This window comes from Streptomyces lavendulae subsp. lavendulae (genome assembly GCF_002803845.1).
GTDB classification, from domain to species: Bacteria; Actinomycetota; Actinomycetes; order Streptomycetales; family Streptomycetaceae; genus Streptomyces; species Streptomyces lavendulae.
This window is the reverse complement of record NZ_CP024985.1, coordinates 1,568,180-1,582,657: the sequence shown is the minus strand read 5'-3', so window position 1 is coordinate 1,582,657 and position 14,478 is coordinate 1,568,180. Positions and strand designations below refer to the sequence as shown.

13 protein-coding genes are annotated in these 14,478 nt (G+C 74.8%); 6 read left to right on the top strand and 7 right to left on the bottom strand.

What is annotated here, in order from left to right:
* Positions 1 to 2 precede the first annotated feature (2 nt).
* The 3 genes from SLAV_RS07140 to SLAV_RS42270 all read right to left on the bottom strand — a co-directional run bounded on the left by SLAV_RS07140 (position 3) and on the right by SLAV_RS42270 (position 2,948).
* A complete protein-coding gene (locus SLAV_RS07140) occupies positions 3 to 1,385 on the bottom strand; it encodes an AMP-binding protein (RefSeq protein ID WP_030224606.1) in 1,383 nt (460 codons plus the stop codon).
* 196 nt (positions 1,386 to 1,581) lie between these two features.
* Positions 1,582 to 2,283, bottom strand: coding sequence for a class I SAM-dependent methyltransferase (locus SLAV_RS07135; protein ID WP_030224603.1), 702 nt, complete (start codon positions 2,281 to 2,283; stop codon positions 1,582 to 1,584).
* Positions 2,280 to 2,948, bottom strand: a complete 669-nt coding sequence (locus SLAV_RS42270; protein WP_158740424.1) for a TIGR04282 family arsenosugar biosynthesis glycosyltransferase — start codon at positions 2,946 to 2,948, stop codon at positions 2,280 to 2,282. Before SLAV_RS42270 ends, SLAV_RS07135 begins: the two co-directional genes overlap by 4 nt.
* A 122-nt stretch (positions 2,949 to 3,070) precedes the next feature.
* Here SLAV_RS42270 and SLAV_RS07125 point away from each other — a divergent pair, with 122 nt between their 5' ends.
* The 5 genes from SLAV_RS07125 to SLAV_RS07105 all read left to right on the top strand — a co-directional run bounded on the left by SLAV_RS07125 (position 3,071) and on the right by SLAV_RS07105 (position 8,615).
* The gene (locus SLAV_RS07125; RefSeq protein ID WP_100660802.1) at positions 3,071 to 3,808 is read left to right on the top strand and encodes a response regulator transcription factor; all 738 of its coding nucleotides are present in this window, start codon (positions 3,071 to 3,073) and stop codon (positions 3,806 to 3,808) included.
* Complete coding sequence (locus SLAV_RS07120) at positions 3,805 to 4,980, top strand: sensor histidine kinase (RefSeq protein ID WP_030224596.1); 1,176 nt, start codon at positions 3,805 to 3,807, stop codon at positions 4,978 to 4,980. The genes SLAV_RS07125 and SLAV_RS07120 overlap by 4 nt, the downstream gene beginning before the upstream one ends.
* Before the next feature lie 193 nt (positions 4,981 to 5,173).
* Entirely contained in the window at positions 5,174 to 5,527 is a 354-nt protein-coding gene (locus SLAV_RS07115; RefSeq protein ID WP_030224594.1) for a DUF805 domain-containing protein, read from the top strand.
* Positions 5,528 to 5,722: 195 nt separating this feature from the next.
* Complete coding sequence (locus tag SLAV_RS07110) at positions 5,723 to 7,942, top strand: NADP-dependent isocitrate dehydrogenase (protein WP_030224592.1); 2,220 nt, start codon at positions 5,723 to 5,725, stop codon at positions 7,940 to 7,942.
* A 127-nt stretch (positions 7,943 to 8,069) separates the two neighbouring features.
* Positions 8,070 to 8,615, top strand: a complete 546-nt coding sequence (locus SLAV_RS07105) for a GNAT family N-acetyltransferase (protein WP_030224589.1) — start codon at positions 8,070 to 8,072, stop codon at positions 8,613 to 8,615.
* Between the two features lie 19 nt (positions 8,616 to 8,634).
* Here SLAV_RS07105 and SLAV_RS07100 read toward each other — a convergent pair whose 3' ends face one another.
* The 4 genes from SLAV_RS07100 to SLAV_RS07085 all read right to left on the bottom strand — a co-directional run bounded on the left by SLAV_RS07100 (position 8,635) and on the right by SLAV_RS07085 (position 12,751).
* Positions 8,635 to 9,567 carry a formylglycine-generating enzyme family protein gene (locus SLAV_RS07100; RefSeq protein WP_030224588.1) on the bottom strand — a complete coding sequence of 311 codons (933 nt, stop codon included), beginning with the start codon at positions 9,565 to 9,567 and terminating at the stop codon, positions 8,635 to 8,637.
* Positions 9,568 to 9,597: 30 nt separating this feature from the next.
* Positions 9,598 to 11,013, bottom strand: coding sequence for a sulfatase family protein (locus SLAV_RS07095; protein WP_037686030.1), 1,416 nt, complete (start codon positions 11,011 to 11,013; stop codon positions 9,598 to 9,600).
* Positions 11,014 to 11,181: 168 nt separating this feature from the next.
* Entirely contained in the window at positions 11,182 to 11,661 is a 480-nt protein-coding gene (locus tag SLAV_RS07090) for a hypothetical protein (protein WP_030224584.1), read from the bottom strand.
* A gap of 136 nt (positions 11,662 to 11,797) precedes the next feature.
* Positions 11,798 to 12,751 (bottom strand): polyprenyl synthetase family protein, encoded by a 954-nt coding sequence (locus SLAV_RS07085; RefSeq protein ID WP_051840119.1) that lies wholly within the window; start codon positions 12,749 to 12,751, stop codon positions 11,798 to 11,800.
* 325 nt (positions 12,752 to 13,076) lie between these two features.
* Here SLAV_RS07085 and SLAV_RS07080 point away from each other — a divergent pair, with 325 nt between their 5' ends.
* Positions 13,077 to 14,393 (top strand): NsdA family TPR-like regulatory protein, encoded by a 1,317-nt coding sequence (locus tag SLAV_RS07080; protein ID WP_030224578.1) that lies wholly within the window; start codon positions 13,077 to 13,079, stop codon positions 14,391 to 14,393.
* Positions 14,394 to 14,478: the final 85 nt, after the last annotated feature.

The window sequence follows — 14,478 nt, the reverse complement described above, 5'->3', positions numbered from 1 at the left end:
CCTCATTCTGCCGGAGGGGTTCCGGGGGCCGGTTCCGCCCGGTCGGGGACGGCCACCACCAGGTTGCCGTCCGGGGTGCGCCGCGCGCGGACGCCGGTGCGCAGGCGGCCGTCGGCGGTGAAGGCGCGCGCGTTCTCGCCGGGCGCCCGGAAGTAGCCCCGCGCGGTGTACGGGCCCCGGACCAGGAGTTCGCCGCTCTCCCCGTCGGGCACGTCCTCGCCGTCGGCGTCGACCAGGCGGACCTCGTCGCCGGGCGAGAGCGGGCGGCCGTGCGTGGTGAGCACGGCCCCGTCCGGATCGCCGGGCCGGGTCAGGACGAGCAGTCCCTCGGGCATGGCGAAGACCTGCTGCGGGCGGCAGTCCCACGCGGGGCCGATCCGTTCGGCGGTCTCCCGCTCCAGGGGCGCGCCGCCGACCTGCACCAGGCGCAGGCTGCTCGTGTCGCACCGGGCCGGGCCGGGCGCGTCGAGCCAGGCCCGTACGGCGGCGGGCGACAGCGATGTGACGGTGACCCGCTCCCGTTCGACGACCGGAAGGCACGCGGCGGGATCCGCGTCCTCGGCCAGGACGACGGTGCCGCCGACGGAGAGGGTCCCGACGATGCCGGGGCAGCCGAAGACGAAGTCGGACCCGGCGGGCAGCGCGGCGAGGTACACGTCGTCCCGGGTCAGTGACACCACCTCCGCGGCGGCCCGGGCCTGGTAGGCGTAGGCCTCGTGGGTGCGCGGAACGAGCCGGGGCGTCGCGGGGCCGCCGCCGGACGGGAACAGGAGGGCCACCCGGTCCGCGCCCGGCGCGAGCGCCGGGCCGGGAGGGGCGTCGACGGAGCCCAGCGGGAAGTAGTGGCAGCCCGCCGGGTCGGTCGTGAAGCCACCGCCGTACGGGGGCGGGGAGTCCGGCGATTCCAGGGTGAACACCCGCCGCAGGAAGGGTTCTCGGGCGGCGATCTCCGTGGCCATCGCCGTGTGGTCGAAGCCCCGGTACGTCGAGGGGGCGACGTAGCCGACGGCCTGGGTGGCGCGGACGAGGTGCGACACCCCGTCCGCGCGGTACGGGAGCGGAACGAACACGGGGACCACGCCGGCGCGCATCAGCGCGAACGCGGTGACGACGAACTCGGGGACGTTCGGCAGCTGGACGAGGACCCGTTGGCCGGGACGGAGGCCGAGCAACCGGATTCCGGCGGCCATGCGGTCCACGCGCCGGTTCAGGTTCGCGTAGGTGACACGGGTGTCGCCGTGCACGAGCGCGGTGTGCGGCCCGTACCGCAGGGCCCGGTCGCGCAGCAGGTCGTCCAGCGTGTTGCCGCGCCAGTACCCGGCCGCCCAGTAGCGGTCGACGAATTCCGCGGGCCAGGGCGTGTGGCCGTCGGGCGTGGTGGTCATGCGCTTTCCCCCCGGTCGACGCCGGGCAGCGGTCCCGCCGTCTTGATCCCGCCGATCCAATCCGCCGCCACCTCCCCGCGCAATGCGCTGTCCGGACCGTGGCCGCCGGACGCCCTCGGCGGAAAGTCCAACGAGCGCCGCCGAACAGGGGGAACGGCCCGGCGCGGCCCCCCGCCGCGGGTACGGCACCGGACGGTCAGGGGCCTACCGCCCGGTCCGGCCGTCCGTCCGAGGGCCGCGGAACCGCCCCCGCGCGCCGCCGCAGTTCCACGAACACGCGCCCGGCGACCGTCCACTGGTCCGCGCGGACCCACCCCCGCGCCCCGGCGTGCGCGGTCAGCGCGGCGGCGCCGACGCGGGCCCAGACGAAGGGCGTGCCCAGGGCCCCGCGGCCGTCCGCGACCCGGACCTCGCAGCGCTCGTCCACGTCCACCTCCGCGCACTCCACGATCAGAGATCCCGAGGCCGCGAGGACCTCGGCCATCCGTCCCAGCAGGGCGGCGGGGTCGCCGCCGATGCCGATGTTCCCGTCGATCAGCAGGGCCGTGCCCCAACGCCCTTCGCCGGGAAGGGAGTCGAAGACCGACCGGTGCAGGGCGCTGCCGCCCGCGCGGGCCGTACGGGCCACCGCCTCCGGACTCACGTCGATGCCCAGGGCCCGGTGGCCCCTGGCGGCCAGCGCCGCCACCAGCCGCCCGGGGCCGCAGCCGATGTCGAGCACCGCCCCGCGGCAGCGCCCGAGCACGGTCCGGTCGGCTTCGTCGGGAGCCTCGCACCAGCGCTCCACCTCCAGCGGCAGCAGCCAGCCGTCCCGCCGCCGCAGGTACAGGGGACCCCGCCCGCTGCGCAGGGCCAGGGAGTAAGGGTCGTCGGCGGTCCAGGCCGCGGCGGCCGTCACCCCCGCACCGCCGGCGTCCCGCCGGGCAGGGCCGCCAGCCGGGCCGCGAACGCCCCCGCCGGAGCCGAGGCCGCCACCAGCCGGGCGTCCTCGGCCGTGTCCACGTCCCGCAGCAGCGGGAGCCGCCCGGTCCGCAGCCCGGCCGCCCGCAGGCGCGCGTACTGGAGGGCGCCCGTCTCCGGGACCGACATCGGCACCCCGCGCAGCAGCGCGGGGTCCGGCTCGGCGAGGCCCAGCGCCCAGAAGCCGCCGTCGACGGCGGGCCCGAACCAGGCGTCGCATTTGTCCCAGCCGACGGTCAGCAGCTCGGGCGTGACCTGCGGGGTGTCCATGCCGATCAGCAGCGCGGGCCCGGAGCAGGCCCCGAAGGCCGCGGCGAGACGCTCGTCCAGGGTCCCCGCCGACTGCGGGAGCACCTCGAAGCCGGGCGGCAGCCAGGGGCCGGGCCGCCCGTCGAGTACGAGGACCCGGCGCGCGGCGGGGGCCGCGGCGACGGCGGCCAGGGTGTCGGCGAGCGAGGCCTCGGCCAGGGCGGCCGCCTCGGCCGGGGTGAACGGCGGGGTGAGCCGGGTCTTGACCCGGCCCGGCAGGGGTTCCTTCGCGATCACCAGCAGGGTCGTCGTCGGGCAGGGCGGGAAGGGATCAGCATTCACGGTCAAGGTCACGTCCTCACCGTAGGAACGCCGGGCCCCGAACGGGGCTCCGAGCTCCTTACGAAACGCGGACGTCACCCCCGGCGGCCCCGGGCGGGGGTCCGGTGGCGGGCGGGGGATGGGAGGCTGGGGGCATGAACAGCATGGAAGCGGCGCCCCCGCGCGAAACGGCGCCCGCGCGGATCCTCGTCGTCGACGACGACCCGACCGTCTCCGAGGTCGTCGCCGGTTACCTGCGGCGGGCCGGCTTCGCCGTGGAGGAGGCGGGCGACGGCCCCGCCGCCCTCGAAGCCGCCGGACGGGCCCGTCCGGACCTGGTCGTCCTCGACCTGATGCTGCCCGGGATCGACGGGCTGGAGGTGTGCCGGCGGCTGCGCGCGACCGGACCCGTACCCGTGATCATGCTGACCGCGCGGGGCGACGAGGACGACCGGATCACCGGCCTGGAGGTCGGCGCGGACGACTACGTCACCAAGCCCTTCAGCCCGCGCGAGCTGGTCCTGCGGGTCACCTCCGTCCTGCGGCGCAGCCGGGCCGCGGGCGCCGCTCCCGTGCCCGCGCCGCTGACCGGCGCCGGGCTCTCGCTCGACCCCGCGACCCACCGGGCCACCCGCCACGGCGCCGAACTCGCCCTCACCCTGAGGGAGTTCGACCTCCTCGCGCACTTCCTGCGGCATCCCGGCCGGGCGCACGGGCGCGAGGAGCTGATGCGCGAGGTGTGGGGCTGGGACTTCGGGGACCTGTCGACGGTGACCGTGCACGTACGCAGACTGCGCGCCAAGATCGAGGAGGACCCGGCCCGGCCGCTGCTGATCCAGACGGTGTGGGGCGTCGGCTACCGCTTCGAGCCCGGTGGGGCGGTGGCGGCGTGAAGGACGTGCTGCTCATCGCGCTGTTCGCGCTCGGCGGGGCCGCGTGCGCGGGGGTGCTGGGCGCGGGCGTGCTGCGCCTCGTGCGGCGCCGCTCGGTCGCCGTCTCCCTCGCCGTGATCGCCGGGGTGACGGTCACCGCCATGCTGGCCGGGACGCTGGCCGTGGCCGAGGCCATGTTCCTGTCCCCGCACGACCTCGGCGTGGTCACCCTGGTGGTGGCGATGGCGGCGGTGGTCTCGCTGGCCACGGCGCTGCTGCTGGGCCGGTGGGTGGTGGCCAGGAGCCGGGAACTCTCGCTGGCCGCACGGGACTTCGGTGACGGGGGCCGGTTCGCCGCGCCGCCCGGGCAGACCACCGCCGAACTGGAGGCGCTGTCCCGGGAGCTCGCGGCGACCAGCGACCGGCTGGCCGCCTCGCGGGAGCGGGAGCGGGCGCTGGAGGCCTCGCGGCGGGAGCTGGTGGCCTGGATCTCGCACGACCTGCGGACCCCGCTGGCCGGGCTGCGGGCGATGTCGGAGGCGCTGGAGGACGGCATGGCCGCCGATCCGGGCCGCTACCACCGGCAGATCCGCACCGAGGTGGAGCGGCTCAACACGATGGTCGGGGACCTGTTCGAGCTGTCGCGCATCCACGCGGGGGCGCTGGCGCTGAGCCCGAGCCGGATGTCGCTGTACGACCTCGTCGCGGAGGCGCTGTCCGGGGTGGACCCGCTGGCGCGGGAGCACGGGGTCCGGCTGGTGGGGGAGGCGGTGGAACGGGTGCCGGTGGAGGTCGATGCCAAGGAGATGTCCCGGGTCCTGGCGAACCTGCTGGTCAACGCCATCCGGCACACGCCGGCCGACGGTACGGTCGCCATCGCGGCCGATGCCGGGGCGGACGACGGGGTCGTGGTGCTGTCGGTGACCGACGGCTGCGGGGGGATCCCGGCGGAGGACCTGCCGAGGGTGTTCGACACGGGCTGGCGGGGAGCGGTGGCGCGTACGCCGGTGCCCGCGCCGGGTGCGGGCACGGGGTCCCGAGCCGGGGCCCCGGTGGGAGCCGGGGCGGGGCTGGGGCTGGCGATCGTACGGGGCATCGTGGAGGCCCACGCAGGCCGTACCGCCGTCCACAACGTCCCCGGCGGCTGCCGCTTCGAGGTCACCCTCCCGGTGACGGCGGCCGCCGCTTCCTGAGCGGCCGCCGCCCCGCCCCGCTGCGGAGGTGCCGTCACTTCCGCCCCGGTCGTCGTCAACTGCCCCTGAAACCAGGGAGGTTGGCCGCATTCAGGTGGTTCGAAGTGGCTTGGGAGTGCCGTAGGGAGGGCATAAGCCCGGCCCGGCCCATTTTCGACGGGGAGGGCCGCAGGTTCCGTCCTCAGGGGGACTCGTGAACTACTACCTCGACGTCATCAAGCGGTACGCCGACTTCGCCGGCCGTGCCCGCCGCCAGGAATACTGGATGTTCGTCCTCTGGAACGTCCCGATCGTGATCGTCCTCACGGTGCTCGACTTTGTCCTCGGCACCTACCCGGTCCTCGGCTGGATCTACACGCTCGCCATCCTCCTGCCGTCCCTCGGCCTCTCGGTGCGCCGTCTGCACGACACCGGAAAGTCCGGATGGTGGTACCTGGTGAGCTTCATCCCGTTCGTCGGCTGGATCTGGATCCTGATCCTGATGGCCACCGAGGGTCACCCCGGAGCCAACGAGTACGGACAGAACCCCAAGGAGATCCGGGCCTAGGAGCCGCCCGGAGGCGTCGCCCCCCGCCAGTGACGGCGGGGGGCGACGCCTTTTGCGCGCCCCGGGCCCGCCGGGGGTGACACGCGTCTCGTCACGCTTGCGGCAGGGGGCTGTCCAGACAGCCCCGATCACGAGATATCTTGATGTCGAGCAATGTTGCAGACGAGAGACGCAGACTGTGGAGCGGAGCATCCGGTGACTGACTCGACCATCATCTACACGCACACTGACGAGGCCCCGGCCCTCGCGACGTATTCCTTCCTGCCTGTCATCCAGGCGTACGCGTCGACGGCCGGTGTGAATGTCGAGACCCGTGACATCTCCCTGGCCGGTCGGATCATCGCCAGCTTCCCCGAGCACCTTGAGGAGAGCCAGCGGATCGCCGACGCCCTCGCCGAGCTCGGCGAGCTGGCGAAGACGCCGGAAGCGAACATCATCAAGCTGCCCAACATCTCGGCTTCGATCCCGCAGCTGAAGGCCGCGATCGCCGAGCTCCAGGGCCAGGGCTACGCCCTTCCGGACTACCCGGACGACCCGAAGTCCGACGAGGAGCGCGAGATCCGCGCCCGCTACGACAAGGTCAAGGGCAGCGCCGTCAACCCGGTCCTGCGCGAGGGCAACTCCGACCGCCGCGCCCCCGCCTCGGTGAAGAACTACGCCAAGGCCCACCCGCACCGCATGGGCGCCTGGACCTCCGAGTCGAAGACGAACGTCGCCACCATGGGCGAGAACGACTTCCGCTCCACCGAGAAGTCCACCGTGATCGCCGAGGCCGGCGCGCTCCGCATCGAGCACGTCGCCGCCGACGGCGCCGTCACCGTCCTGCGCGACTCCGTACCGGTCCTCGCCGGTGAGGTCGTGGACGCGTCCGTCCTGCACGTCGACGCCCTGCGCACCTTCCTCAACGACCAGATCGAGCGGGCCAAGGCCGAGGGCGTCCTGTTCTCCGTGCACCTCAAGGCCACGATGATGAAGGTCTCCGACCCGATCATCTTCGGCCACGTGGTCCGCGCCTTCCTCCCGAAGACGTTCGCCCGCTACGGCGAGACCCTCGCCGCCGCCGGCCTGTCCCCCAACGACGGCCTCGGCACCATCCTGAACGGCCTCGGCGCCCTCGCCGACGGCGACGCGATCAAGGCCTCGATCGACGCCGAGATCGCCGAGGGCCCGGCCCTGGCGATGGTCGACTCCGACAAGGGCATCACCAACCTGCACGTGCCGTCCGACGTCATCGTCGACGCCTCGATGCCGGCCATGATCCGCACCTCCGGCCACATGTGGGGCCCGGACGGCGCCGAGGCCGACACCCTCGCCGTCCTCCCGGACAGCAGCTACGCGGGCGTCTACCAGGTCGTCGTCGACGACTGCCGCGCCCACGGCGCCTTCGACCCGGCCACCATGGGCTCGGTGCCGAACGTCGGCCTGATGGCCCAGAAGGCCGAGGAGTACGGCAGCCACGACAAGACCTTCGAGATCGCGAGCGCCGGCACCGTCCGCCTCGTCGACGCCGCGGGCAACACGGTCCTGGAGCAGGAGGTCGCCGCCGGTGACATCTTCCGCGCCTGCCAGACCAAGGACGCGCCGATCCAGGACTGGGTCAAGCTCGCCGTCACCCGCGCCCGCGCCACCGGCGTCCCGGCCGTCTTCTGGCTCGACGAGGGCCGCGCGCACGACGCGCAGCTGATCGCCAAGGTCAAGACGTACCTGGCCGACCACGACACCGACGGTCTCACCATCGAGATCCTGTCCCCGGTCAAGGCCACCGCGTACTCCCTGGAGCGCATCCGCCGCGGCGAGGACACCATCTCGGTGACCGGCAACGTGCTGCGCGACTACCTGACCGACCTCTTCCCCATCCTGGAGCTGGGCACCAGCGCCAAGATGCTGTCGGTCGTCCCGCTGATGAACGGCGGCGGCCTCTTCGAGACCGGCGCCGGCGGCTCCGCCCCCAAGCACGTCCAGCAGCTGGTCAAGGAGAACTACCTGCGCTGGGACTCCCTCGGTGAGTTCCTCGCGCTGGCCGTCTCCTTCGAGCACCTCGCCACCACCACCGGCAACGCCCGCGCCCAGGTGCTGGCCGACACCCTGGACCGCGCGACCGGCACCTTCCTCAACGAGGACAAGTCGCCGAGCCGCAAGCTGGGCGGCATCGACAACCGCGGCAGCCACTTCTACCTGGCCCTGTACTGGGCCCAGGAGCTGTCCCGCCAGATCGACGACCCGAAGCTCGCCGCGGCCTTCGAGCCGCTCGCCAAGACCCTGGCGGAGTCCGAGGAGACCATCGTCCGCGAGCTCATCGCGGTCCAGGGCTCCCCGGCCGAGATCGGCGGCTACTACCAGCCCGACCCGGCCAAGGCAGCCGAGATCATGCGTCCCTCCGCGACGCTGAACAAGGCGCTCGGCCTCCTCGGCTGACGCCCCCGCGCTCCGCGGTTCCGCCCCGGCCGGCCTCGTGCCCGGCCGGGGCGGACCCGTCTCCGGGCGCGGGCGGCGGGCGGAAACCCGGTTGTGCCGGGCCCGGGAGAGCACGTAGGAAGTCCCCGTGATCCAAGGACCCTCGACCGGGCTGCGCGCCCGGCTCCCCGAAGACGTGCCCGTGCTCCACGCCGAGCTCTACGACGACGTCGCCACGCGCTCGCGCGCCGACACCCGGCCCTGGGCCCCGATCGCCGCCGCCGGCGGGAGCTCCCCGTACGAGCCGCAGGCGTCGGACGGCGCCGAGGCCTTCTTCTCCGTGGTCGACCGGACCTCCGGCGAACTCGCCGGGGAGGCCCTGCTGTGGGGCATCGACACCCACAACCGCAGCGCCCACCTCGGCATGTCGCTGCGCCCCGCCTTCCGGGGACGCGGCTTCGGCGCCGAGGTGGTCCAGCTGCTCTGCTTCTACGGGTTCACCGTGCGCGGGCTGCACCGCCTCCAGCTGGAGACCCTCGCGGACAACGCCCCCATGATCGGCGCGGCCCGCCGGGCGGGATTCGTCCCGGAGGGCACCCTGCGCCGGTCGGCCTGGGTGATGGGGGAGTACCTCGACGAGGTGATCCTCGGACTGCCCGCCGACGAGTGGAAGCCGGCCGACTGGCAGCGCTGACCGGCCGCCCCGCCCCGCGTCACCCGGTGCGGGGTCCGGCCGCCACCCGGAACCCGATGTTGCCCGCCGAACTGTCCGGGGTGTTGCGGGTCCGGGCGGCCACCCGGTAACGGTTGCAGTACGAGTCGTGGCACATGTGGGAGCCGCCGCGCATCGTCCGCTCGGGGCCGTCCGGGCCGAACCGGTCGGCGCTCCACTCCCACACGTTGCCGACCGCCTGGTAGAGCCCGTACCCGTTGGGCCGGAAGGACCGGGCGGGTGCGGTGCCCGCCTGGCCGTCGGCCCGGGTGTTGTGGAGCGGGAAGTCCCCGTTCCAGATGTTGCACATGTACCGGCCGCCCGGCCGCAGTTCGTCGCCCCAGGGGTAGCGGCGCTGCTCCAGCCCGCCGCGCGCCGCGTACTCCCACTCGGCCTCCGTGGGCAGCCGGGTCCCGGACCAGGCGCAGTACGCCTGCGCGTCGTTCCAGGAGACGTGCACCACGGGATGCTCCTGGCGGGTGGTCAGGGAAGTGGAACCGGGCCCCTCGGGACGGCGCCAGTCGGCGCCGGAGACCGCCCGCCACCACGGCGTCCCGGCGACCGCTGGTGAGGCCGCGGCGACCGCGGGGGTGAGGAAACCGTCGAACACGAAGCTGAAGCCGAAGGACTCCGCGTCCGTGACGTGTCCGGTGGCCTTCACGAAGGAGGCGAACCGGGCGTTGGTGACGGTGGTCGGGGCGATGCGGAACGCCCCGACCACCGCCTCCCGGACCGGCCCCTCCCCGTCCGCGGGGAACCCGTCCGGGTCCTCGGTGCCCATCAGGAACCGGCCCCCCGGCAGGTCCAGCAGGTCCCGGACGGCCCGCTCCGCCGCCGGGTCCGCCGCCCGCGGGGGCGGGGGCGGGGGCGGGGGCGGTGACAGGGTGAGCGGGTCGGATCCGCGGACGGGCGCGCAGCAGGACTTCGGTGCCATGGATGTCTCCCGGAGGGGCCGGTGGGCGGATCAGCCGGTGCGGTCGGCGGCCAGCCGCGCGGCGAGCGCCGGTATCCCGAGGGCCCGTTCCTGCGCGGGGGTGGCCTGGTACAGCAGGTTCTTCAGCTGGTACGGGTCCTCGACCAGGTCGTAGTACTCCCGGAAGGAGACCTGCCCGGTGCCGGAGACCGCCCCGCTCGCATCGGTGTGCAGGTCGTAGTACTCCGTGTACTGCTTGTCCTTGGCGACGTACGAGGCCCAGGTCTTCGGCCCCTCGCCACCGGTTCCCTGCTTCCACCACTGGACCAGCAGGTGGTCCCGGTCGGCGGCGCCGAGGAGCGAGTGGCCGTCCTGTCCGGCGGGCTGCCCGATGCCCGCCGCTTCGAGGATGGTCGGCGCGATGTCGATGTTGGCGACGATCCGGTGGTCGGTGGTCCCGGCGGCGAGCCCGCGGGCGGGCCAGGACAGGTAGAACGGCACCTCGTGGGAGGGGGAGTAGGGCACCGACTTCTTCAGCCAGCCGTGGTCCGCCCAGGTGTAGCCGTTGTCCCCGGTGAAGATGACCAGGGTGTTCTCCAGCTGGCCCAGCGCCACCAGCTTGTCCCGGATGGCCTGCACCGCGTCGTCCACGGACAGCAGGCTGCGCAGCTGGCGGGTGCGCACCTCCCGGGCGTCGTCCAGGGTGGCCGTGGCGTCCTGGATGAAGGGCGGCTTGTCGGAGCGGTCGGCCTCGGGGACTGAGGGGCGCCCGTTCCACGCGGGGACGGGAGTCTCCGCGTACTTGGGCGCCGGGACGTTCGGCGCGTGGGAGGCGTACGGGGTGACGTAGGCGAACCACGGGCGGCTGTCGGTCGCGGCCTTGTCGAGGAAGGCGAGGGTCCTGTTGCGGACGATGTTGGTCGTGTAGCCGTCGATCGTCTGGACGGTGCCGTTCACGTTCCAGCGGGCGTCGTTGTAGGCGGGCTGGAGGAGGGCGAACTCCTCGAAGTGCGGCGGATTGTCCGCCAGCGTCCAGGAGTTGAGGTACTTGCCGAAGAGCCCGGTGCGGTAGCCGGCCTCCTTGAGGTACCGCTGCACGGTGGTGGACTGGTCCAGGCTGTGGGAGGCCGCGTTGTTGCGGACGCCGTGGTGGTGCGCGTGGCGGCCGGAGAACACCGAGGAGCGCGAGGGCGCGCACAGCGGGGTCGCGGAGTGCCCGTGGGTGAAGGTGACGCCCTGGCCGCCGAGCCAGTCGACGGTCTTCGGGATGGCCCAGTCGGTGTGCTTGGGCTGGTCGTCGGTGACGATCAGCAGGATGTTCGGGCGTGCTCCTGCGGGGCCGGCGGCGGGCGTCGCCGCCCGGGCGAGGGCCGGGGCGGCAGCCGAGGCGGCGACGGCCGCCGCACCGGCGAGGAAGCCGCGGCGGGCCACCACGGGGGTGCGGGGCGTGCTGTCGTGCTCGCTCACGAGGGTCTCCTGTACGCGCGGGGGAAGTTGACGTACGTACCCGGGCCCGCGACCGGAACGCCAGGGCCGCCGGAACCCGCAGGTCAGACCCTAGGATTCGGGGCTCCCCCACTCAATGACTCCCGTATGGCAGTCGTGTGCCGCGCGTGTGAAGCGGGGCCGCCGCCCTCAGAGCCGGTGCACCCGCCCCTGTCCCACGGCCAGCGGGTGCGCCCCGGAGGCCAGGATCCGCAGGCCGGGCGCGAGGATGAGCAGGGCGCGCAGCCAGGACAGTGCGGCGGGGCTCAGCCGGTCGCTGTCGTCGAGGACGAGCAGCATGTCGCGTTCCGCGAGCCAGGAGGCGGCGTTCGCCGTGCCGCCGGGCGGGAAGGGCGTGCCGGGTACGCGGCCCAACGCGGCCACCAGCTCTCCCGGACTGCCGTCCCGGGTGACGGTGACCACCGCCGTCCCGTCGCAGAAGTTGGACGAGAGCCGGCGCGCGATGTCCCGTACGAGCAGGCTCCGCGGTGCGCGGAACCGGCCCGTGACGGTGAGCACCCGGCCCCGGCGCACGGCGGTGAGCAGCATCGACAGCTCGGCGGACGTGGTCGTCAGTGTGGTGGCCGCGCCGGGCGGCGGGGAGTCCCCCATCATCACGATGCCCCCCATTGCATGCGTGACCGAGCGCGGCCACAGGGATTCTTCGAGCCGCGTGACGACGATTATGCGCCAATTCCAGGGCATGGCCAGGGGAATGTCGCATTCCGTCCCATCGGGCCGACCGGTGTGGCCCCGGGGCCGCGGCTCAGGGATCCGTCCGGGCGATCAGCCGGTACAGGGCCGCCAGCTCGGCCGCCTCGCCCGGGCCGGGAAGGGCCCGCGCCAACTGCTCCAGCGGGCTGCCGGGCCCTGCGGGGACCGTGTACCGGGCCCCTGCGGGAGCGTGGGCCCCGGCCGCCGGAGCGGAAGGGGTCGGCGGGGCCGTCGGGGCCGCAGGGGCGAGCCGGGTTGCCGGGGTCGGCAGGGCTGTCGGGGCGAGTCCGGCCGCTGGAGCCGGCCGAGTTGTCGGGGTGAGCCGGGCCAGGGGGGCTGCCCGGGTCGCCGGGGTAGGAGCGGTGGCCGCGCCCATGGCTCGGCCGAAGGCGTCCAGGGCCGCTGTCACCCGGGGTGATGCGCCCGCGTGGATCCCGCCCAGTGCGCACGCGAGTCCGAACAGCGCCCCCGGCCCGGGAAGCGCCGCGGCGGGGCCGGCCGCGTGGCGTGCGGCCCGGGCCCCGCACAGTTCGATCAGCCGGTCGCAGAGGAGGGTGACGGCCTCGGGCCGGCCGGCGACGAGGCGGACGGCGAGCGCGGCCATCGCGTCGCCCGCGGCGCCCGCCCCGGTCGTCCCGAACACGGCCCGGGTCGGGGGCCGGCGACGCGCGCCCGGGGCGCGGCCGGTCACACCGGCGTGCAACAGCGTGGACTGGTGGACGAGTTCGACGGCCGCCGCCGCGGGGAGCGCCGCCTCCTCGGGTCCGCCCGCCGCCCGCGCGGCCGCCAGCACCAGGGCGGGCCCGATCCCCCTCCCCGCACCGGTGCCCCTGCCGGTCGGGGCGCCGGTGCGGTCGCCCCAGCCGAGCTGGTACGCGCAGACCACCCGTACGGCCTCGGGCAGCGTGTGCAGACAGGCGCGCAGCACCGGGTCGGCGGCGGCGCGGGCCCGGCCGGGCGCGGTCGCCGCACCGGGGTCGTCATGGTCCGTCGGGTACGGGATCACGGTTGTGGGCCTCCTGTCCGGCGGGCCGTGCGCGGGCGTCGTGCGGCCGTCCCGCGGCGCGTGCGCCGGGGCGGTGGGCGGGGGGAGGGGCGGGGGGTGCGAGGTGTGCCGGAGCGAGCCGGGGACCGGTTCCGCTCCGCCCGGGTCCGCAGTGCTCCCGTACGCCCGGGGCGCGGGACGGGGCCCGTGTGCCACGGTGTGCACAGGTCCTAGTGAGGCGCAGGACGGCCGGACCCGGTACGTCCGCCGCGACCCCGACGTGTTGAATGTCCGGCCGTGTTGAAGCGGTGGACGCGTGTACGATCCGGCGACCTGGACGGTTCTGATGGCCAAGCGTGAACCCAACGGACGACTGCGCACCCTGCTGACCGACGCCCGCTGGAGCGGGCAGGACTTCGCCCGCGCCGTGAACGGCGTGGCGGCCGAGCACGGTCTCACCCTGCGCTACGACCGCACCTCCGTCTCCCACTGGCTCTCCGGCACCCGCCCCTCCGCCCACGTGGTCGCCCTCGCCGCCGAGGCGCTGAGCCGGCGGACCGGCCGCCGGATCAGCCCCGCCGACACCGGGCTCGCCCGGACCGTGCCCTCCGGGATACCGGACACGACCGGCGGCGCGACCGGTGGCGCGACCGGTGGCGACGCACCGGCCGCCCCGGCCGAAGGCCCCTTCGGCGAGGTCCCGGTCTACTCCCGCGACTGGCGGCCCGACGGGGAGCCGCCGGCCGGCCCTCCGGTCCGGCGGGCGGCGCCCGGGGGCCGGCTGGGACACCACCACGTCGCGGCGGCCGAGGCCCTGCTGCCGGTGTTCCGAGACGCCGACATGACGTACGGCAGCGGCCGGATCCGCCCGGCCCTGACCGCCTACCTCACCACCACCGTCGTCCCCTGGCTGAGCGCCGACGCGCCTCCCGCCGTCCGCCACCGGCTGCTCGCCGCCGCCGCCCGCCTCGCCTACACGGCCGGATTCCTGTGCTTCGACGGCAACGAACAGGGCCTCGCCCAGGCCTACTACCGGGCGGCGCTGAGACTGGGCCGGGAGGCGGGGGACCCGCGGTGCCACGCGCCCGCGCTCCGGGCGATGAGCGTCCAGGCCCACCACCTGGGGCACCGCAAGCAGGCCTGGGAACTGGCCGAGGCCGCCGCCCGCCACGCCCCCCGACTGCCCCCGGTCCAGGCCGCGTTCGTCACCGGCCAGCTCGCCGTCGCGGAGGCGGCCTGCGGAGACCGGCGGGCCGCCCTGACCCAACTGGGCCGCGCCGAAAGGCTGCTGGAACGCGCCACGGGCCGGTGCGTCCCGATCGGCGACTACCACCGGGCCGCCTACCACCACCAGCAGTCCGAAGTCCTGGCCGCGCTGGGCGACACGGCGGGGGCCGTGGCCGCCCTGTCCGCCTCGCTGCGCCACCGCCCGCCCGCCGAACGCCGCGCCCGCGCCGTCACCTCCGCGCGGCTCGCCGAACTCCAGCTGGACCGCGGACACCTGGAGCGGGCCTGTGCCACCTGGCACGAACTGCTCGACACCGTGGGCCCGTTGGAGTCGGCCCGGGTGACCGACGCCGCGCGCCGGTTACGGGTCCGCCTCCGCGCCGCCGGGGGCAACCACGCCGCCCGCGCCCTCCTGACCCGCCTGGCCCCCGCCTGAACGGCGGCTCCCCGGGAACGGTTGTCCGGGGAGCGGGAATCCGCTCTACTGCTGTGCAGCCCCCGGCAGGGGCGCGTACCGGGGA